18 protein-coding genes and 1 pseudogene are annotated in these 19197 nt (G+C 59.0%); 11 read left to right on the plus strand and 8 right to left on the minus strand.

Annotation, left to right across the window (positions count from 1 at the left end; all coding sequences use genetic code 11):
- The first annotated feature begins 2 nt into the window (after window positions 1-2).
- Window positions 3-1175 (plus strand): DUF1501 domain-containing protein, encoded by a 1173-nt coding sequence (locus tag EV130_RS15240; RefSeq protein WP_132660722.1) that lies wholly within the window; start codon window positions 3-5, stop codon window positions 1173-1175.
- An 89-nt stretch (window positions 1176-1264) separates the two neighbouring features.
- Here the strand turns inward: EV130_RS15240 and EV130_RS15245 are convergent, their stop codons facing one another.
- A complete protein-coding gene (locus tag EV130_RS15245) occupies window positions 1265-3271 on the minus strand; it encodes an ABC transporter ATP-binding protein/permease (protein WP_074061501.1) in 2007 nt (668 codons plus the stop codon).
- A gap of 442 nt (window positions 3272-3713) precedes the next feature.
- Window positions 3714-4412: a type 1 glutamine amidotransferase domain-containing protein gene (locus EV130_RS15250; RefSeq protein ID WP_074063195.1), complete on the minus strand. Its 699-nt coding sequence runs from the start codon at window positions 4410-4412 to the stop codon at window positions 3714-3716.
- A 154-nt stretch (window positions 4413-4566) separates the two neighbouring features.
- On the opposite strand from EV130_RS15250, the gene EV130_RS15255 reads away from it, so the two are divergent.
- Complete coding sequence (locus EV130_RS15255; RefSeq protein ID WP_074061500.1) at window positions 4567-5478, plus strand: LysR family transcriptional regulator; 912 nt, start codon at window positions 4567-4569, stop codon at window positions 5476-5478.
- A gap of 290 nt (window positions 5479-5768) precedes the next feature.
- Here the strand turns inward: EV130_RS15255 and EV130_RS15265 are convergent, their stop codons facing one another.
- Window positions 5769-7181 carry a DUF1254 domain-containing protein gene (locus tag EV130_RS15265; RefSeq protein WP_132660724.1) on the minus strand — a complete coding sequence of 471 codons (1413 nt, stop codon included), beginning with the start codon at window positions 7179-7181 and terminating at the stop codon, window positions 5769-5771.
- Between the two features lie 580 nt (window positions 7182-7761).
- Here EV130_RS15265 and EV130_RS15270 point away from each other — a divergent pair.
- A complete protein-coding gene (locus EV130_RS15270) occupies window positions 7762-8088 on the plus strand; it encodes a GYD domain-containing protein (RefSeq protein ID WP_074061497.1) in 327 nt (108 codons plus the stop codon).
- 217 nt (window positions 8089-8305) lie between these two features.
- On the opposite strand, the pseudogene EV130_RS15275 reads toward EV130_RS15270, so the two are convergent.
- A pseudogene (locus EV130_RS15275) lies at window positions 8306-8728 on the minus strand (winged helix-turn-helix transcriptional regulator).
- A gap of 86 nt (window positions 8729-8814) precedes the next feature.
- Between EV130_RS15275 and EV130_RS15280 the strand changes: the two are divergent.
- Complete coding sequence (locus tag EV130_RS15280) at window positions 8815-9627, plus strand: oxidoreductase (RefSeq protein WP_074061496.1); 813 nt, start codon at window positions 8815-8817, stop codon at window positions 9625-9627.
- Window positions 9628-9793: 166 nt separating this feature from the next.
- Here EV130_RS15280 and EV130_RS15285 read toward each other — a convergent pair whose 3' ends face one another.
- Both EV130_RS15285 and EV130_RS15290 read right to left on the minus strand, forming a co-directional pair.
- Window positions 9794-10381: a hypothetical protein gene (locus EV130_RS15285; protein ID WP_074061495.1), complete on the minus strand. Its 588-nt coding sequence runs from the start codon at window positions 10379-10381 to the stop codon at window positions 9794-9796.
- A 5-nt stretch (window positions 10382-10386) separates the two neighbouring features.
- Window positions 10387-10773 (minus strand): acyl-CoA thioesterase, encoded by a 387-nt coding sequence (locus EV130_RS15290; protein ID WP_074061494.1) that lies wholly within the window; start codon window positions 10771-10773, stop codon window positions 10387-10389.
- A gap of 296 nt (window positions 10774-11069) precedes the next feature.
- Between EV130_RS15290 and EV130_RS15295 the strand changes: the two genes are divergently transcribed.
- On the plus strand, window positions 11070-12884 hold the full coding sequence (locus EV130_RS15295) for a methyl-accepting chemotaxis protein (RefSeq protein ID WP_074063194.1): 1815 nt from the start codon (window positions 11070-11072) through the stop codon (window positions 12882-12884).
- Window positions 12885-12994: 110 nt separating this feature from the next.
- Window positions 12995-14284: an extensin-like domain-containing protein gene (locus EV130_RS15300; protein ID WP_132660726.1), complete on the plus strand. Its 1290-nt coding sequence runs from the start codon at window positions 12995-12997 to the stop codon at window positions 14282-14284.
- Window positions 14285-14462: 178 nt separating this feature from the next.
- Here the strand turns inward: EV130_RS15300 and EV130_RS15305 are convergent, their stop codons facing one another.
- On the minus strand, window positions 14463-14906 hold the full coding sequence (locus tag EV130_RS15305; protein ID WP_074061492.1) for an SRPBCC family protein: 444 nt from the start codon (window positions 14904-14906) through the stop codon (window positions 14463-14465).
- 261 nt (window positions 14907-15167) lie between these two features.
- On the opposite strand from EV130_RS15305, the gene EV130_RS15310 reads away from it, so the two are divergent.
- The 5 genes from EV130_RS15310 to EV130_RS15330 all read left to right on the plus strand — a co-directional run bounded on the left by EV130_RS15310 (window position 15168) and on the right by EV130_RS15330 (window position 18997).
- A complete protein-coding gene (locus EV130_RS15310; protein WP_132550174.1) occupies window positions 15168-15503 on the plus strand; it encodes an antibiotic biosynthesis monooxygenase family protein in 336 nt (111 codons plus the stop codon).
- 205 nt (window positions 15504-15708) lie between these two features.
- Complete coding sequence (locus EV130_RS15315) at window positions 15709-16059, plus strand: VOC family protein (RefSeq protein ID WP_132660728.1); 351 nt, start codon at window positions 15709-15711, stop codon at window positions 16057-16059.
- 327 nt (window positions 16060-16386) lie between these two features.
- Window positions 16387-17208 (plus strand): sulfite exporter TauE/SafE family protein, encoded by an 822-nt coding sequence (locus EV130_RS15320; protein ID WP_132660730.1) that lies wholly within the window; start codon window positions 16387-16389, stop codon window positions 17206-17208.
- A gap of 104 nt (window positions 17209-17312) precedes the next feature.
- The gene (locus tag EV130_RS15325; protein WP_074061488.1) at window positions 17313-18239 is read left to right on the plus strand and encodes an ABC transporter ATP-binding protein; all 927 of its coding nucleotides are present in this window, start codon (window positions 17313-17315) and stop codon (window positions 18237-18239) included.
- The gene (locus EV130_RS15330) at window positions 18236-18997 is read left to right on the plus strand and encodes an ABC transporter permease (protein ID WP_074061487.1); all 762 of its coding nucleotides are present in this window, start codon (window positions 18236-18238) and stop codon (window positions 18995-18997) included. Before EV130_RS15325 ends, EV130_RS15330 begins: the two co-directional genes overlap by 4 nt.
- Here the strand turns inward: EV130_RS15330 and EV130_RS15335 are convergent.
- Complete coding sequence (locus EV130_RS15335) at window positions 18969-19196, minus strand: hypothetical protein (RefSeq protein WP_074061486.1); 228 nt, start codon at window positions 19194-19196, stop codon at window positions 18969-18971. The genes EV130_RS15330 and EV130_RS15335 overlap by 29 nt on opposite strands.
- Between the last annotated feature and the right edge of the window lies 1 nt (window position 19197).

Raw genomic sequence — 19197 nt, forward strand, 5'->3', positions numbered from 1 at the left:
ACATGATCGAGACTACGCTTTCCCGCCGCGCCTTTCTCGCTTCGGCCTGTTGCCTTGCCGCCGCTCCGATCTTCACGCCGGTCACCTTCGCCGCCACACCCGGCGACAACCGCTTCGTGACCATCGTGCTGCGCGGGGCGATGGACGGCCTCGACCTGGTGCAGCCTTACGGCGAGGCAGGCTTTGCGGCGCTAAGGCCGAAGTTGGCGCTGACGCCGGATAGGGGGCTCCTCGACCTCGACGGGCATTTCGGGCTCAATCCGGCGGCGGCCGATCTGATGCCGCTCTGGAAGAGCAGGGAGCTTGCCTTCGTGCATGCGGTTTCGACGCCCTATCGCGACCAGCGCAGCCATTTCGACGGCCAGGACATGCTGGAGACGGGCGGCGAACATGCGGCCGAGCAGAAGACCGGCTGGCTGAACCGGGCGCTTTCGGTGATCCCGCGTTCGGATGTCCGCAAGGCGATCGACGTGAATACCTCGACGGAGCTGATCCTTTCAGGTCCGAACAATGTCGACGTCTGGGCCCCGGATTCCGATCTTGGAACGGCGAAGGACGAGATGCAGTTTCTGATGCGGCTTTATGCCGGCGATCCGGCCTTTGCCGAGGCGATGGAAGAGGCGACGCGCGCAAACAATGCGGCGATGATCACCGAGTCGGAGGGCAAGCGCGGCGGCAAGATCGCCGACGTTGCGATGCTCGCCGCCAATATGCTGAAGGGCGACTATCGCATCGCGAGCTTCTCGATTACCGGCTGGGATACGCATGTGGCGCAGAATGGACAGTTTAATCGGCCAGTGCAGGATCTGGCTCGGGCGATCAATACACTGAAGGCTGTGATCGGTCCGGAAGTCTGGTCGAAGACCGTGGTGCTGGCGATGACGGAATTCGGCCGCACCGTGCGTCAGAACGGCTCCGGCGGCACCGACCACGGCACCGGCGGCTGCGCGGTGCTGGCGGGCGGGGCGATCAATGGCGGACGTATTCTCGGTCAATGGCCCGGCATTGGCGACGGCCAACTGCTCGACGACCGGGACCTGATGCCGACGGCCGACGTGCGCGAGATTGCCGCCGCGATGCTCTACCGGCAGTTCGACGTGACGGCGCGCGATCTGACGGGAAAGATTTTCCCGGGACTAAGCTTCGACAACGGTTCGCAGTTCTTGAAAGTTTAATGAAGCTCGAGCGTCAGGTTGTCAGGAGCTCTTTGCTCCTGCTGGGTTTGATGCTCCAGGTCCTTCCGGGAACCCCGGCCAGGCGGACTTCAGTTTTTTTTCTGGGACAGCGCCGCGTCAGTCGAGGCAGTGCGCCCGCTTGCTGGAAAGCGCCGGTCCTCCAAAAGGCGCAGAAGCAAATTCCGCTTTCTCTTGCGCTGGACAAGATCGATATCACTGACAAGCTTTGCACCGCCCTCGCGCCGCTCCAATGTGATCTTGCGGCTATGGAAGGCCTCCAGCTCAGCCCGATGCGCTACGCTTATGATGGTTACCTTCGGCAACTCATGGATCAACATCTCCATCATCTTGTCCTGGCTCTTCTCATCGAGTGCTGAGGTTGCCTCATCCAGGACGATGATATCGGGAGTGTGTAGCAGGAGACGCGCAAACGCGAGTCGCTGCTTTTCGCCGCCCGACAAAGTCTGGTCCCATGGCGCGTCGTCCTCGATCTTGTCGTTCAGGTAATCGAGCCCCACCTTGTCGAGCGCTGCCTTGATCTTATCCGGCGTCCAGCTATCTGCGGCGCGAGGATAGGCGACTGCACGGCGAAGCGTGCCGGAAGGAATATAAGGCCGCTGCGGCAACATGAATAGTCGTCTGTCGGCGTGGAAGTTGACGCTTCCCTCACCCCACGGCCAAAGACCTGCGATGGCACGTACGAGCGTGCTCTTGCCTGAACCGGATTCTCCGGCTACGAGCACTCGCTCGCCTGGTTCGATAACGACCTGGGTTTCCTTGACAACGGCGGTGCCATCGTCAAGCGACACGGAAAGATCGTTTAGGCTGAGCATCGTATCGCCTTCCGTCTCACCTTGCCTGATGCGTCCCAGGGCATTGCTCTGTTCTGCGCGCTCGAGCCCGTCTAGCGACATCATCAGCGAAGCGATGCGGCGCGCACAGGCATTCCAATCGGCGAGTCGAGGATAGTTGTCGACCAGCCATCCGAACGCGCTTTGAACGATGGCAAAGGCAGAGGCAGCCTGCATCACCTGTCCGAGGGTCATGCTGCCTTCGAGAAACTTCGGAGCACAAAGCAAAACCGGCACGACTGGGGCAAACAGGCTCGAGCCCTGCGACACAAGCGCCGTGCGCATGTGTTGGCGAGCAAGAAGCGCCCATTGCCTGAGCACCTTGGCGAACGTCTTCTCGACGTCGTTGCGTTCCTCCTCTTCACCGCCGAGCAATGCAATACTCTCGCCGTTTTCCCGCACATGCGTCAGTGTATAGCGGAATTCGGCTTCCGCCTGATTTTTGACCTCAGAGACCTGGACGAAATGGCGGCCGATGACCGCCATCGAGCTCGACGTGATGGCGGCGTAGAGAACCGCGGTGATGACAAGGAAGCCAGGAACACTGAAAGTCGAACCCGCGATTGTCAGAGTGAGGGACCCGCCGATCGTCCAAAGCACCACGATGAAGGTCGAGGCCGACAGAAATGCGGAAATGACACCCGCGATGAAATCGACGGGGGATTCAGTGGCAATCCGCAAATCTTCGGCGATCCGCGCTTCGGGATTCTTGTGGTCGCCGCCGATGAGATTCAACTGATAATAGCGGCCGTTTGCGAGCCAGCGCGCGATGACTGCGGTCGTGAGCCAGCAACGCCAGCGGCGCTGAATCGTCATCCGAAGGGAGACCTGTGCAACGACAAGGGCTATGGTCCCGAGCACCAGTGGCAGGAATACGGCGCTCAGAAAATAGACTGTGCGGGCATCGTGTTGCTCTATGGCGTCAAAGATTGCGCGATTCCAGACATTGATTCCATACTGGAAGCCGACATTGATGCCGATCAGGGTCAACAGCGCGATTGAGCACGGCCAAGCGAGTCTGTCGCCGCTGCGGCCCCAGTAACCGCGCGCGCTGATCCAGAAACGCCTTAGCAAATACCTCTTGCGCGCCTGCTCGGCATCCTCAGGCGTCAAGTCTGTATCGGGTTCGATGACATTCGGGGGCGGCGCGACCTCGACAGTCGATGCCTTATCCTGGCGCGACGTCTCGGCACCATTCGGCTTGGTGCCGTCGACCGAGTTCGGATGAGATTTTGCGTCGGTCATAAGCACGACAACGGCTTAAAAATCAAAAGGTTTCATGATGCCAATGTCGAACATGGCATGGGGGCGTCGAGAAAATGAGGCAGGCGCCGCCCGAACTCACACGGCCACTGAAGGCGTGGTGTTCACCTCCGACCCGATTTTTCTGCCAGCGGCGAGTCCCGCCCAGCTAAAGGGTATTTAAAGCCACCATTGGCTTCTCAGAGGATATTCCGGATTGAATATCTGAGGACCTAGACGCGCCGCCAGTCTCCATCCTGAGCTGAGGCGGGAGATTAGTCGACGACAGTGATTGAGCAGGCAGCATTCAGCGCGGCGGCGACTGGCGTCCGATTCCGGGCGTCCGACGGCAATATCGTGAAACTCAGGGAGGAGATGACAAACTCCGACTTCTGAAGGTGATCTGCCGACGCAAGGCGTGGCAGATCACGATGTTCCGGTCCCCTCAGGCGGTCTTGGTCTTCATTTGGTCCAGAGCAGCCACAAGCGCCTCTGCTGCCTCGCTCGATGATGCCGGGTTCTGACCGGTAATGAGCTGGCCGTCGACGACTGTATGCACGCCCCAGTCTTTGACCCTGGAGAAGACCGCACCGAGGCTGATGAGCTCGTCCTCGACGAGGAACGGCACGACCTGCGTAAGACCTACGGCCTCTTCCTCGCTGTTGGTGAACCCGGTGACGTAGCGGCCTTGAACAAACGGGGTGCCGTTGGGATTGGTCACGCGATGCAGGACGCCCGGTGCATGGCAAACGAGAGCGATCGGCTTGCCGGCCGCGATGAAGGATTCGATCAGCTTGATCGAATTCGGATCTTCGGCCAGATCCCACAACGGGCCGTGACCTCCGGGGTAGAAGACCGTATCGAAGTCCTTGTGGTCGACGCTGCCCAGGCGCACGGTTTCTGCGAGCTGCGCCTTGGCAGCCTCGTCAGCGTTGAAGCGCCGCGTAAGTTCGGTCTGGAACATCGGCTCGTCGCTCTTCGGGTCGAGGGGCGGCTGGCCGCCGTTCGGAGAGGCGAGGGTGATTTCAGCACCGGCATTCTTGAACACGTAGTATGGCGCTGCCAGCTCCTCGAGCCAAAAGCCGGTCTTCTTGCCGGTGTCGCCGAGGGTGTCGTGGGAGGTGAGTACGACCAGGATTTTCATCGTCGGATCCTTTCGTGGCGGTGAGGCGTCGCGGTTGGTTGTTTGCAGCACGACCAGCCGCATCGGCCTGTCGATGAGCTCATAATGGCACCTGCCCACATATTGCAGAAATTTACTTCCTTTATTTTAGATATTTCGATGAGATTATATCTCGATGAGATACGATCTGAATCTGCTTCCGGTTTTCCTGGCCCTGATGGAGGAGCGGAGCGTGACACGGGCGGCCGCGCGACTGGGCATCACCCAGCCGGCGCTGTCGAATTCATTGAACCGCCTGCGCGACACCCTGCGGGATCCGCTGTTCATCCGGGAAAGGTACGGCATAAAGCCGACGCAACTGGCCGAGGAGATCGCTCCGACAATCGAAGCAGCGCTGGCACAACTCGACGATCTCATTTTGAATCAGCAGGAGTTTCAGCCAGCAAACGCCCAGCGACTGTTCACGCTTGCCCCCAACAGCTACGTGGAGCTTGTGTTGATGCCGGCGCTTGTCGCGAGGACGCGAGAGCTGGCGCCGGGCATCAAGCTGCGCATGACAGCATTTGGCAACGATCTCGCCGAGACGGGCGTCATTTCCGGTACCACGGCGATGGTGCTTGGCCGGATCGTCGATCCGCCGGACAACCTTGTCGTCCAGCATCTGATGGACGATGGGCTGGCCTGCGTGGTGAGCAAGGACCATCCCGACGTTGGGGACCATATTTCCCGAGAACAGTATGAAAGACTCAAGCACGTGAATGTGCTCCCACCTGGTAGGCTGCGCGCCGGCCTCTTTCAGGCATTGGGGCAGCATAACCTCAAACGAGAGGTTGCCGTTTCAGTCACGCACTTCCTTGCCGTGCCAGAGATGCTTGTTGTTACGGACTACTGCGCAACGCTGCCGAGCCTTATCTGTCGAAGCCTTGAGCGGGATCGGCGCCTGAAGGTATTACCGGCGCCCGTCGACCTTGGCACTTTTCCAGTGCAGATGGCTTGGCACGTTCGCTACCGCCACGACCCGGCCCATAGGTGGCTGCGTTCGATGATCGGCGAACTTGCAAAGGAAATGACTTCTCAAGCGACCTAAGAGGGCTGATGACCGGAGTGGGCCCGCGAGGCGACACTCTCAGCCATGGGTAACAGGACGGGCAAGCACGATGCCCGAGGCCTGGCTCTAATCCTGCAATCGGGTCGGTTCAGTCGGGTCCACGTGAAAAGCGTCGAAAGTGATTACTTCCGAGCGCTTGCACGCCAGCCGCAAGGGGTCATGCAGCGGAAATGCATCGATCTCGAAAACGAGATCCGATGGCTGCAAGCTCTCCTCAAATTCCTCGTGCCAGATTCCATGCTTGCTCCGACCCGTATTGGTCTTGCGGTTTATGACGCAGGTGTCATGGGCGGCTGCTTCCACGTGCCCTCGAGTGCCGCTTGCTTCGGCCAGTAGAGGCGCATTGCAATGAAGAACGGTCCCTTGGGCGCAGGCAGCCAATTCGGCTCCTTGTCCTTGCCGGGGGATTCGTTCTGGACATAAAACGTCAGTCCGCCATCGGGGTCCTTGACAAACTGCGGCAGCATTGGGGAATTGAGCAAGTAACGGTTGATCGGGTTGGCGACGAGCAGGCTCTCCGGCAGATTGTACATGGTCAGCGACCAAAACGCGCTGACCGGGGGCAATTGGTCAGCTGCGAAGTGGACGGTGTATTTGTTAGCTCCGTCAAGTTTCTTGCCATCGGAATCGACGGCATAGATCGGATACATCGCCTCCTGTTTTGAATTGCCGTAGATGCCGAGCACAGCAGCTGCCATGCGGTAGAGATAATTGTTCTTCAGATATTCGCGTGTGCCAAACATATCGCCGGAGGTCACTTCCCCCGCGTCGACGCGTTTACGCAAGGCCGCAAGATCAGCCCAGGCGTCGGCCATTCCCTGATCGAGGGCGGTTTTCGTTTCGGGTGAAAGTGTGCTGGCGTCAAAGGTCTTGCCTGGCCCGACCCCGATTTTGGCGAAACGCGCCATGAGCTCGGTTTCGGACGGATCGGTCGGACAGTACTGCAGGATGAAGTTCAGGATGTTAAAAAACTCGGGCGAGGTCTTCTCTTCTTCCGGCGTCAGCGGCTTGATGAAATCGATCGCAGGCGCGGTTTCCACCGCGGTCTGGCCGAGAAATTTGGACAGCGGCTCTGCCTTGTAGCCAGCCTGGATTTTCTTGACGTTGTCGAGATCATCCGCATTGAAGAGCTGCGTGCGGTAGGCTGCGATGATAAGCTCGGTTTCCGAGATGAAGACCTTCTTGATGCCTTGGGGCGTCTCGCCCTTCCAGCCGGGTCCGGCGATAAGGAAGCTGCCGCCGTCGTTGCCAGTCGCACGGCTGCCTATGTAGTCGAAATTGAAAGTGTACGCGTCGATCAACTGAATACTGAAATAGCGATCCTTCTCGATGGGTGGCACCGTCAGCACCATCGGTTCTGCGCGCAAGTCCATACCGATCATCGAGTAGGGTGTATCCGAGTTGGGTGTCTGAACCGCTGTGTCGGCTGGCGTATAGACACGCGGGATATTGACGAGCTGGTTCCAGGGGCCTTTGTATTCGGGATTCTTGGCGTCGACGAAGTAGGCGTGCTGAATGCGGTAGTTGTCGACCATCGGAAAGCCGTAGATATAGGCCTCCTTGGCGATGGCGCGCGCCTCCGTCTCAACGATGTCGGCGGCTTGAGCCGTCGCGGAGCCAAACCCAGCAAACCCCGCAGCCAAAACCAGACCCTTCGTGAAATCGCGTTTTGTTATGTTCACGGCATATCCCCCTCAACACCAGACGTGAGGGTGGATGGTGCGTCTGAATCGCGAAAGCGCAAGTATGTTACAGTAACAAACATGCCGAGTACGCGTACCGTCATAACGCCCGAGCGGGCGCTGGTGGCGACCATGGCGCATCAGCCGGACCTCGTGTGCGAGTTTTGCCGACTCGCGCCCCGCTGACGAATGGGGGCGCACAGGCTCCATGTGCCTCGGACAAGATCTAAGCCCTGCACGACTGAGCAACATAGCTGCGGCGTTTAAGCTGGCGGGCGAACGATGTCCGTGCTGGTTGCGGAAATGGCGTGCACCTGGAACACCAACTCGGCAAAGTCGAGTCCAAGCCTGGCAATCTCTCTTATCGGTGGCTCCTCCCATGTGCTTCCTGACAACACCACGACCATGGCACATCGCGATGCCGGCGGAGGAGCCGTCCACAGCATCAATCGTGGTCCCCATAAGTCTTGTCCTTTTGCGACCGAAGGACGCAGGAGACCCTGTTCCGCAGATTGGAAATGACTCGCGTTCTTCCCGGCTTGAGCGTTAACTGTTGTTCTGACGGAGGAGGAGGTAAGCCATGGCCATGTATCTCACGCGCTTCAGCTACACGCCCGAGACGTGGGCGCGCATGATTGAAAACCCCGAGGATCGCAGAGAGGCGGCACGTACTTACATTGAATCCGTGGGCGGAAAACTCCATGGGTTCTGGTATGCCTTTGGCGAGCATGATGGTTGGAATCTCTGGGAGGCGCCTGATAACGCATCGATGGCAGCCGTCGCACTTGCTATCGGCGCAGGAGGCGCGCTCAGCTCTATCGAGACCACTGTCCTCCTCAGCGTCGAGGATACGATTGAAGCCTTGGGAAAGGCCAAGTCGATTCAGTATCGTCCACCGGCAGCCTAGGCAACGGCTCAAATGCTTCCCATCCAGGTTGAAGATTGAGTGCTTCGACGATCTCGTTTCCGACGCAAGCGCTCTGTGAATTGCGCTGGAGACAACAAAGGTTTGCATCAGGTCGACAATGGCCGGAAAACGCCGGTAATTGCGGGCCGAAGTCACGGGATTCGGACCGAGGCCCCGTACGATCTGTGCTCGCCGACTGACAGGCCTCGGTTCTTCTCTAAAACAAGCCGCTACCCATGCGAATCTTTACGGTCCCGAGCTTTGTTGCCGTGACGGCATCGATTGCCACCGGCTCCAATATCTAAACCCGTTTCATCAGCAACATCCCGATGGTCGCAGTAACGTTGCGCCCACGCACCGATCATCATCAGGACCGGCAGGAAATCGCGACCCGCTTCCGTGAGAACATATTCATCGCGGGGCGGATGTTCGCAACAAAGGCGCTTTTCCATCAACCCATCTCTCGTCAAAGCCTTAAGCGCTTCGTTAGCATGGTTGGCACGATGCCGAGGCTCTTCCTGAACTGGCCAAAACGAGTGAGTCCTGCATGGGCATCCCTGAGGAGAAGAACGCTCCACGTATCGCCAACCGACTGAAGGGCGCGTGCGACAGGGCACTGGGAAAGCGAATTATTTTCCATTTAGTATCTTTTCGATAGTGACATGATATCGAAAAGATAGTAACACCGGTCCGGACAGCGATCCACTCCAATTGAAAGAGGACGACATGAGCAGTCAAAACAGCGGCGTCGCGTTAGTGACCGGTGCTTCCTCGGGCATTGGACTTGTAACCGCGCAAGCATTGGTTAAGGCCGGATATCGCGTGTTCGGCACCAGCCGCAAACCGGTGGTCGGTCCGCAAGGCATAACGATGCTCGTCTGCGACGTCACGGACGAAGCCTCGGTACAGGCAATGATTGCCGAGATCATCACGCAGACCGGACGCATCGACCTGGTCGTTAATAATGCCGGCGTAGGCCTCCTCGGTGGTGCGGAAGAGTCTTCCATTGCCCAGGCACAGCGACTGTTCGACGTCAACGTGTTTGGAGTTGCTCGCATCGTCAATGCAGTATTGCCAGTCATGCGTGCACAGAAAAGCGGTCGGATCATCAACATGAGTTCGATCCTTGGCCTGATCCCGTCTCCGTTCAATGCCTTCTATGCCTCGACTAAGCATGCCATCGAAGGCTACTCGGAATCACTCGATCATGAGGTGCGCGCTTTTGGTATCCGTGTTGTGCTCGTCGAACCCGGAGTGACGCGCACCTCGTTCGAAGAAAATCTGACGCGCGCCGATAAGCCGCTGCCAGTATATGCTTCCGAGCGGGCGCGCAGCGAAATCCTGATGCGCAAGTGGGTCGAAGATGGAGACGCTCCGCAGGTCGTTGCGGACACGGTGATCAAGGCCGCGAAGGCGAAGAAGCCCAACCTGCGCTACACTGCCGGCAAGCAGTCCGGTCAGGTCCGCGCCCTGCGTCGCTACCTGCCGGAACGAGTAATTGACGGAATCTTGCGTAAGTTCAATGGCTTTCCAGCCTAAGCCAGTGAGAAATACAGCGCCCAGAAGTGCGAAAACCAGCCCCAACCCGGCGCGTGCGCCCTCGTGCACGCCGTCACAGCACAGGAAGAGGATGGACAAGACCAATCGTCGCCATAAAAGCTGAATTCACCCGCTCCGCGCGATGACACGGAGCCCCAAGCGCACCTCACCCAAGCACATCGTAGAGCCGAAAGATCCAGCTGATCTGATAGAGCAGGCCGAGGGTGACGAAGGCGATGTGGAAGCGCCGGTTGCGCGTCCAAGCCGCGACGGCGCAAGAGGCGATATAGGCGAGGTTGCGGATGAGGTATTCCCGGCCGAGCACATGGACATAAGCCTCGCCCTTCAGCCAGGTATCGCCGAGGTCCACGCCATAGGTCAGCGCCAGCATGCCGAAGAACCAGATGCGCCGGGAGATGAAATAGTCCTCGTAGTCGCCATACTCCTCGATCGAGGTCGGGAAGAGCAGGACGCTGAGGAAATAGAACAGGCAGCAGAAGCTGATCAGGAAGAGGTAAACGCCGAAGGTGATGACGACCAGCGAGCCGAGGCGATACTCCCACCACCAGAAATGGATGATGAAGAGGAACATCGATGCGACCCAGCCGAGATGGACATGGTAGACGCGGTGTTTCTTTGGCGACTGGACGATGCCGGCGAGGCCCGTGAGCAGGCGGGTGAGACTGAGACCGATGATCATCGCCATTATGGCGCGGATATAAACGAAGACCTCCGGTGTCGCCGCCGCCTGCATAGATGTCAATCCTCGGGGACCGGCTTCGGCGCCCCGTTCTCGTCGAGCGCCACCATGATGAAGGTGCCGGCCGTGACCTTTTCCATCTTGTTGTAGCGAGAACGGTGCGCCCAGGCCTCGACGCAAAGGGTAATCGAGGTGCGGCCGACGCGGTCGATATCGGTAAAGACCGAAAGCGTGTCGCCGATCTTCACCGGCAACTGGAAGGCCATTTCCTTGACAGCTGCGGTGACCACGCGGCCCCTGGCGCGTTCGGCGGCGCGAATCCCGCTCGCCAGGTCCATCTGCGCCATAACCCATCCGCCGAAGATATCGCCTGCGGGGTTGGCATCGCCGGGCATGGCAAGCGTGCGGAGCGTCAATTCGCCTTTCGGCCTTACGGTCTCGGTCATGGTCCCACTTCGCGATGTTTCAGGTTTCGATTCCGCCCGCACGGTAATGCAAAGCGCACGCGAAATGAACACGCAAACGACAAGCGGTTTATGCAAGGGCCGCCGCGGGTGCTGAAATAAATCGCTTCGATATGAGAATCAAAGACAATTCAGTCTGTTGCAACGCGAGACGGACCGTGGGCGACCACACCTTCCGTAACGTTATGTCGCCTCACTCTAATATTAGTTCACCGTCCAGTAATGGATCCTCCTCATCATCGAAAAATCGATTCTGCATGGGAATGCCGGGGGAATTCATGCGTAACATCAAGATATCAACGCGTCTCTATTGTCTCGTCGGCCTGACGCTGGCGATCTTTGTCGCGACGATGATTTTCTTTCTGAACTATTCTTATTCCGAACTGGAAATGGAGAGAAAATCGGGTCTTGCGCAGATGGACTCGACGGCGGTCAACATCCTGCAGAAATACTACAAGATGGAACAAGCAGGGACGCTGACGCGCGATGAGGCGCAAAAGGCTGCCAAAGACGTGGTCGCCGCCATGCGCTATGGCGGCAGCGGCTACTTCTGGATCAACGACATGCGTCCTGTCATGGTGATGCACCCGATCAAGCCGGAGCTGAACGGTACCGACCTTTCGCAGAACAAGGACCCGGCCGGCAAATTCCTTTTCATGGAGTTCGTCAATGTCGTGAAGGCCCATGGCGAGGGTTTTGTCGACTACTATTGGCCTAAACCGGGTGCTGATCAGCCCGTCCTGAAATACTCGCACGTTGCTGGCTTCGAGCCATGGGGCTGGATCGTCGGCACCGGCGTCTATTCCGACGATCTTGCAGCGCTCTACTGGCAGAATGCGATCTGGACGGCGATATTTTGCGCGATCGGGGCTGCAATCATCGTTTCCGTTGCCTATGCGATCGTCAAGAGCGTTACCGCACCTGTCGCACGCATCGGCGCGGCGATGCATGAGATCGCCGGCGAAAACGGTGCGGTCGAAGTCTCCGACAGCGACCGGCGTGACGAGATCGGCCACATGGCAAAGGCCCTGCTGGTATTGCGCGACTCGATGCTCGACCGCAGCAGAATGCGTGCCCGTGAAGACGAGCGCCAGCGCGAGATCGACGGCGAACGCCGAGGCAATGAAGAGAGCCTGCGTGCTGCAGCCGAGCGCCAGAACCACGCGATGCAGGCGCTGGGCGCCGGCCTCGAGAAGCTTGCAATGGGCGACCTCACGGTTTCGATCGGCGATCTGGGCGAGGACTATTCAAAGCTGCGCTCCGACTTCAATGCTGCCGTCGGCGCCCTCAACGACGTCATCCAGGCGATCGCCGAATCGAGCAATGTCGTGAACGACAACGCATCGGGTATCAGCGAGGCCACCAACAATCTGTCGAAGCGCACCGAGCAGCAGGCTGCTGCGCTCGAAGAGACGGCAGCCGCACTCGATGAGATCACCGCAACGGTGCGGACCGCGTCCGAACGGGCGACCGAAGCCCGCGAGATGGTCGCCGAGACCAAGGCGAGTGCTGGGAAATCCGGTGAAATCGTACGGAATGCGGTTAGCGCGATGAGCCGGATTGAGGAGTCCTCCAGCCGGATCGGCCAGATCATCGGGGTGATTGACGAGATCGCCTTCCAGACCAACCTTTTGGCGCTCAATGCAGGTGTCGAGGCCGCACGCGCAGGCGAGGCCGGCCGGGGCTTTGCGGTCGTCGCGCAAGAGGTTCGCGAACTCGCGCAACGTTCGGCAAATGCCGCCAAGGAGATCAAGACACTGATCAGCAACTCGGCGGCGGAAGTTGAATCCGGTGTGGCGCTGGTTCGCTCCACGGGCGATGCTCTGGTCGAGATCGAGACGCTGGTGAACAAGGTCAACGACCATGTGAATACAATTGCCACCGCCGCGCGAGAGCAGGCTACGGGCCTCCACGAGATCAACACCTCCGTCAACCACATGGATCAGATGACCCAGCAGAACGCTGCCATGGTGGAGGAAACGACGGCGGCGAGCCAGACGCTTGCCGAAGAGAGCAGTCAGCTTCGTACGCTGCTTGCCAAGTTCCGCCTCGACTCGCGCGCGTCGCAGCGTAACGCGCGACTTGCAGCTTGATCAGCGGTCGAGCCGGGCCTGCCCGGCTCCACTTGCGGGGTAAGCTTTCATTCATCGTTTTTAGTTAAATTCGAGCCAAATTCTTCAATGCAAGCAGGGCTGCGGGAGCGATGGAGAGTATTGTGTCTACCTCCCTTTTGCGGCGCGTCGCGCTGCCGGTGCTGATATCCACCAGCCTTGCGACCTGTTCCATCAGCGACGGCATGATACCGCCGGCAAGCGTCGACCGGGGCACGAAGGTGAGTTCGATCTCGCCGATGCCGGGTCAAGGTGCGATGCGCATGGCACCCGCCGACGCCCAACCGTCCTATCCTGTTTCCAATGCACCGGTATCGAACACCGAAGGCTCGATCGATTATCTCGACACGCCGAACCTTGCGGGCACCGGACATTCTGCGCGCCCCGGCAGCCAGCCGATGTCGAGGAAGCTGCCGGCAGTCCATGGTGATGAGAATCTGGCGCAAGCGCAGGGGCAGCCTCAGAACTGGGGCGGCACCCAGCAGCTTTCCGTGCCTTCCGGCGGCGTCAACATGGATGCCGAGCTTGGCGCGGAGCCCGTCGTCGGGCTGGCGCAGGAACAGCACATGCAGATCGCCGAAGGAAACTCGGCTGAACCTGTGGTCGACGGGATCGGCACCGACAATCCGACGCAATTGAACCGGACGGCCATGCCGCGGTCCGCCGCCCAGGCGGAAATGAGCCGTGCCCCCGTGTGGAACGACGGCAGTTCGGTGATCGAGCCGTCGCGCGTTCCGGAAGAGGACGAGAGCCAGGACGTGGCGATGCTCAGGCCGAACGACCCGATGATGAGCCGACCGGTTGCCCCGGACCCGAACGTGATGCCGGCCTCAGAGCTTGCCTGCCGCCGCGAGTTGAAACGCATGGGCGTGATCTTCGCCGATAAGCCGGCGATCAACGACGGCCCGTCCTGCCAGGTGCCTTATCCGGTCTCGCTGCAGGGGCTTTCCGGCAATATCGGCGTGAGGCCTGCGGTGACGCTGAATTGCCAGGTGACACTTGCCTTCGCCAAATGGGTGAAGAACGAGCTCGCGCCATCGGCCCGTTTTCGCTACTGGTCCGGTGTCAAGACGATCCAGCCGCTCGGCGGTTATTCCTGCCGGCGCATGAACAACAGCCGCCAGAGATACAATCCGATGTCTGAACACGCACGCGGCAACGCGATCGACGTCGGCAAGTTCGTGCTGAAGAACGGCCACCAGATCGACGTGCGCAGGAAGGGCCTCTTCTCTTTCCGCGAGGGCAGGCTGCTGAGGGCTGTGCGTTCCGACAGCTGCCGGTACTTCAACACCGTGCTCGGCCCCGGTAGCAATCCGGAGCACTGGAACCATTTTCACTTCGATCTCAGATCCCGCAAAGGCGGCAGGGTCTATTGCGGTTAATCCTGGTGGGCTACGGATGCGGGACTGGAGGGTAGCGGTGGCAGCCGGCGCCAAAAGCCAGGAGGATCGCTCCGCCTTGGCAATGGCCGATTCAAGCTAATTCTCTCAAGCCGAGTTTCAGATCGAACCGCGAAGATCTCGCGATCCGATTCCGATAGCCTTTGCTTGATCCTGATTGCTACTCATTGATCTCCGGCTCGACAAGCCGTGCCAGGTTTTGCAGCGACTCCTGCCAGCCGAGGTAACAAGCCTCTGGTGGAATAACGTCGGGCACACCTGCCTGCGTTATCTCCAACTCGGTACCGACCGAAACTTTCTTCAAGATCACAGTGACTTCCATTTCGCCAGGCAGGTTAGGGTCGTCGAATTTGTCCGTGTAGCGCAGCCGTTCTGCCGGGACGAGCTCGACATATTCGCCACCAAATGCGTGGCTTTTTCCTGTTGTGAAATTCCGGAAGGACATTTTGAACTTTCCGCCGACTGTCGATTCGAAGTGGTGCACTGTGCAGGTAAAGCCGTCAGGGGGAAGCCACTTGGCGAGCGCATCCGCTTCGAGAAACGCGCGGTAGATCTTCTCCGGGCTGGTTGCCAGGACGCGATGCAAGCGTATTGTGTTCGGCATGGTTGTGATCCTTTTCAATGATGAAATTGACGATCCTAAGGACGAACGGGGCTTTGTTAATCCGACACCGACCTGTTGTTGAAGCAAAGATTGCTGAGACCTGCGCGGTACGATTTGAGCGAGATCAGCCATCGTTGGAAAACCAAATCCTCCGCTTTGCGCCACCACCGGTCCTTGCGATACGGAAGTAATTGCAGCGACCTACTATCACTAAGTATATGAATTGAGCGGCATGTTTTTCGTCAACAAGCGAGACATTCGATGCGCATTTCCTCTTTACCAGACCCTCCGTACTATATGGTCAGCTTCACCTCGCAGCGAACGGATGTGGACGATGGTTATGGCGAGATGGGCCATGCAATGACCGAACTCGCAAGTCGACAACCGGGTTATCTTGGCTTCGAAAGTGCTCGCGGAGCAGACGGCTTCGGCATATTAATCTCCTACTGGAAGGACGAGGCAAGCATTCGTGCGTGGAAGTCGGTCGTCGATCATGTCGAAGCACAACGTCGAGGACGCAAAGACTGGTACTCCCGATACGAAATTCGAGTGGCACTTGTTCAGCGAGCCTATGGGTTTGACTTTGCGAAGCAGTAAACTGCGACGGAAGCAGATCGGCGTGCGTCTGATGACCGCATTTGGAGCCGGTATGGGCAGTTCTTCTTCGGCCAAGCGCAGAAAAAGGAAGTATTGGCCAACCAGAGGCAACTGACCTGACCTAGCTGCCGCATAGGACGTCCAGATTACGTTCCACTATTCCGACCGAGGAATTGAGCCATGGCAGGCTACCGGGGAGGACGAAATGAGCGTCAAACGCATTGTCGCGAACATCGCGGTTTCCGATATAAAAGCCGCCAAGGCTTTCTATCAGGGCATCCTCGGCATGGATGTCGTCATGGATCATGGGTGGATCGTGACTTATGCGGCGGATGCGAGCACCAGGCCGCAGGTCAGCTTTGCGATCGAAGGCGGCTCCGGGACGCCGGTGCCCGATCTTTCTATCGAAGTCGACAATCTCGACAAGGTCTATCAGCGGGTCATCGGCGAAGGCATCGCGGTGGAATATGGTCCGGCGAGCGAGCCTTGGGGGGTGCGGCGGTTTTACGTGCGCGACCCTTTCGGCCGGCTGGTGAATATTCTGAGGCACGCTTGATCTAATGCGGTATGCCAGGAAGCGGATGCTTTTCCCGCGCAAAAGAAAGCCGGCTCCGGAGCCGGCTCAAGCTGGGCCGGCCGGGGAGGGGAACGCGCGGCCGGGTAGGATTACTGGCATGACTGCTTACCATACACGAGGCAGCGGAGATCGGACGTAACGAGCGCCCTGGATACGGTTCCGCGAACGGATGGGCGGCGGCGCGGGAGCCGTTGCTTGCCTCGACACTTCTTATCTGCGAAGAAGATCACCGCTTGATGACAAATAAAACCTGCGGCTGATTTTCCTTTCCGTGATCCGGCCTGCTTGGAAGTAGGGGAGATCGCGATGCCGGCCCTTTCGGAGCTTGCCCTTTTTGCGCCGATGATGGCGGCTGCGGGCGCGGTAGCGGGGCTGCTTGCCGGTCTCTTCGGCATTGGCGGCGGCGCGATCCTCGTTCCGGTCTTCTATCAGGTATTCGGCTTGCTCGATGTGCCGGAGGCGGTGCGCATGCACCTTTCGGTCGGTACCTCGCTTGCGATTATCGTCCCGACGTCGCTCAGGTCCTATATGGCGCATCGCAATCATGGGGCGGTCGACCAGAAGCTTTTGAACGGCTGGATCATCGCGGTGCCACTCGGCGCAATCGTCGCGGCGGTGATTGCCTCGGAAGCGTCGAGCGTCACCTTGCGATTCATCTTTGCAACGGTCGCGCTGGTCGTCGCTTTGCGCATGTTGTTTAACCGCGCGAGCTGGCGGCTCGGTAGCGATTTGCCGGGTAATCCATTCAAGTTCCTGGTCGGGACAGGCATCGGTATTCTTTCCGGCCTGATGGGGATCGGTGGCGGCGTTCTCAACAATACCTTCATGACGCTCTTCTCTCGGCCGATGCACCAGGCGGTGGCGACGTCTGCGGGGGTTGGCGTGCTGATCTCGCTGCCGGGATTGTTTGGCTATGTCTGGGCCGGTTGGGGTGTATCGGGCCTGCCACCGTTTTCGACCGGCTACGTCAGCTGGATCGCCGTGGTGTTCATCATTCCGCTGACGATGTATGTCGCGCCGATCGGCGCGCGGCTTGCGCATCGGATGAGCAAGCGTCAATTGGAGATCGGCTTTGGCATCTTCCTGATCGTTACTGCCGCGCGGTTCCTCATCAGCATCTACGCATAAAGATGCTTTCGCTGAATAGTCTGTTCAGCGTCGGCAGGATGTCAAAGTTCAATAAAGGGGCTATATAGCGGACGAAAAACGAGGAAATACTCAAGAAATCCGCAATGGCACCCATCATTTCCATCCGAAATCTCACAAAAAGCTATGCCAACGGGTTCGAGGCGCTGAAAGGCATCGATCTCGATGTCGAGAAGGGCGAGATCCTGGCTCTGCTCGGACCGAACGGCGCGGGCAAGACGACGATGATTTCGATCATCTGCGGCATCGTCAATCCGAGCAGCGGCCAGGTGCTGGTCGCCGGGCACGATGTCGTCAAGGACTTCCGCGCGACGCGGACGATGATCGGGCTCGTGCCGCAGGAACTGACGACCGATCAGTTCGAGACCGTATGGAATACGGTGAGCTTTTCGCGCGGCCTGCACGGCAAGAAACCGAACCCGGCGCATATCGAAAAGGTCTTGCGCGACCTTTCGCTGTGGAACAAGAAGGACAATATGCTGCGGGAGCTTTCCGGCGGCATGAAGCGGCGCGTGCTGATCGCCAAGGCACTCAGCCACGAGCCGGAGATCCTCTTCCTCGACGAGCCGACGGCAGGCGTCGACGTGACGCTGCGCAAGGATATGTGGCGGGTCGTGGAAAGGCTGCGCGAGTCCGGCGTTACCATCATCCTGACGACGCATTACATCGAAGAGGCCGAAGAGATCGCCGACCGCGTCGGCGTGATCAACGGCGGCAAGCTGCTGCTGGTCGAAGACAAGACCGCGCTGATGACGAAGCTCGGCCGAAAGCAGCTGATCCTCGAGCTTGCCGAACCGCTCGACAAGCTGCCCGACTGTTTCTCCGGAAACGGTCTGTCGCTGGAACCCGACGGAAACCGCCTGATATACGATTTCGATGCGCATAGCGAGCAGGAGAGCATTGCCGCGTTGCTCACCCGGCTTGCGGCGCAGAACATCCACTTCAAGGATCTTTCGACGCGGCAGAGTTCGCTCGAGGATATCTTCGTGGCGCTCGTGGGAGGCACGAAATGAACTTCGAAGCCATCAAGTCGATCTATTTCTTCGAAATGGCGCGCACGCGCCGCACGCTGCTGCAGAGCGTCTTTTCTCCGGTCATTTCCACCTCGCTCTATTTCATCGTCTTCGGCGCGGCGATCGGTTCGCGTATCCAAGAGGTGGAGGGCGTTTCCTACGGCGCCTTCATCACGCCGGGTCTCATCATGCTGACGCTGCTCGGGCAATGCATCGGCAACGGTTCCTTCGGCATCTATTTCCCGAAATTCACCGGTACGATCTACGAGGTGCTGTCAGCGCCGGTTGCGATGACGGAGATCCTGCTCGGCTATGTGGGAGCTGCGGCCACCAAAGGGCTGCTGATCGGGCTCATTATCCTTCTGACGGCAAATGCCTTCGTGGAGGTGAGGATCGAGCATCCCTTCATGATGATCCTGTTCTTCCTGCTGACGGCAGTGACGTTCAGCCTGTTCGGCTTCATGATCGGCATATGGGCAGGCAACTTCGAGCAATTGAACCTGATCCCGATGCTCGTCGTGCCGCCGCTGACCTTCCTCGGTGGCAGCTTCTATTCGATCAATATGCTGCCGCCCTTCTGGCAGGCCGTCAGCCACTTCAATCCGGTGCTCTACCTGGTGAGCGGCTTCCGATGGAGTTTCTATGGCATCGCCGACGTCAATCCGCTGCTCAGCCTTGGGATGATCACCATGTTCCTGGCGATCTGCCTTGCGACACTTGGCTGGATTTTCAAGACAGGGTACCGGCTGCGGAACTGAAGCCGGCCTGCGAAACGATGCGATCCAGGTCACGCCGGAGGCGATCGACGACCGCAACAAGCTTGTCGTTGCGGAAGGTGCTGGCGTTCATCGTGGTGCCGTCTTTGGCATCGAACCTCGACTGGTATTGACCGATTTGCGAAGCGCGTGCGGCCGATGCCGGCAAGAACCTCGATACCCCGGCCTGGCGCTGCGACAAG

The organism is Rhizobium azibense (assembly GCF_004342325.1).
Lineage (GTDB): Bacteria > Pseudomonadota > Alphaproteobacteria > Rhizobiales > Rhizobiaceae > Rhizobium > Rhizobium etli_B.

Bases quoted from the DNA above. Each gene is read 5' to 3' on its own strand.
- EV130_RS15285 (WP_074061495.1), bottom strand. From the start codon at position 10,381: ATGCAGGCGGCGGCGACACCGGAGGTCTTCGTTTATATCCGCGCCATA.
- EV130_RS15250 (WP_074063195.1), bottom strand. From the start codon at position 4,412: ATGAAAATCCTGGTCGTACTCACCTCCCACGACACCCTCGGCGACACC.
- EV130_RS15290 (WP_074061494.1), bottom strand. From the start codon at position 10,773: ATGACCGAGACCGTAAGGCCGAAAGGCGAATTGACGCTCCGCACGCTT.
- EV130_RS15270 (WP_074061497.1), top strand. From the start codon at position 7,762: ATGGCCATGTATCTCACGCGCTTCAGCTACACGCCCGAGACGTGGGCG.
- EV130_RS15330 (WP_074061487.1), top strand. From the start codon at position 18,236: ATGAACTTCGAAGCCATCAAGTCGATCTATTTCTTCGAAATGGCGCGC.
- EV130_RS15320 (WP_132660730.1), top strand. From the start codon at position 16,387: ATGCCGGCCCTTTCGGAGCTTGCCCTTTTTGCGCCGATGATGGCGGCT.
- EV130_RS15300 (WP_132660726.1), top strand. From the start codon at position 12,995: ATGGAGAGTATTGTGTCTACCTCCCTTTTGCGGCGCGTCGCGCTGCCG.
- EV130_RS15325 (WP_074061488.1), top strand. From the start codon at position 17,313: ATGGCACCCATCATTTCCATCCGAAATCTCACAAAAAGCTATGCCAAC.
- EV130_RS15315 (WP_132660728.1), top strand. From the start codon at position 15,709: ATGAGCGTCAAACGCATTGTCGCGAACATCGCGGTTTCCGATATAAAA.
- EV130_RS15240 (WP_132660722.1), top strand. From the start codon at position 3: ATGATCGAGACTACGCTTTCCCGCCGCGCCTTTCTCGCTTCGGCCTGT.
- EV130_RS15310 (WP_132550174.1), top strand. From the start codon at position 15,168: ATGCGCATTTCCTCTTTACCAGACCCTCCGTACTATATGGTCAGCTTC.
- EV130_RS15245 (WP_074061501.1), bottom strand. From the start codon at position 3,271: ATGACCGACGCAAAATCTCATCCGAACTCGGTCGACGGCACCAAGCCG.
- EV130_RS15255 (WP_074061500.1), top strand. From the start codon at position 4,567: ATGAGATACGATCTGAATCTGCTTCCGGTTTTCCTGGCCCTGATGGAG.
- EV130_RS15305 (WP_074061492.1), bottom strand. From the start codon at position 14,906: ATGCCGAACACAATACGCTTGCATCGCGTCCTGGCAACCAGCCCGGAG.
- EV130_RS15295 (WP_074063194.1), top strand. From the start codon at position 11,070: ATGCGTAACATCAAGATATCAACGCGTCTCTATTGTCTCGTCGGCCTG.
- EV130_RS15280 (WP_074061496.1), top strand. From the start codon at position 8,815: ATGAGCAGTCAAAACAGCGGCGTCGCGTTAGTGACCGGTGCTTCCTCG.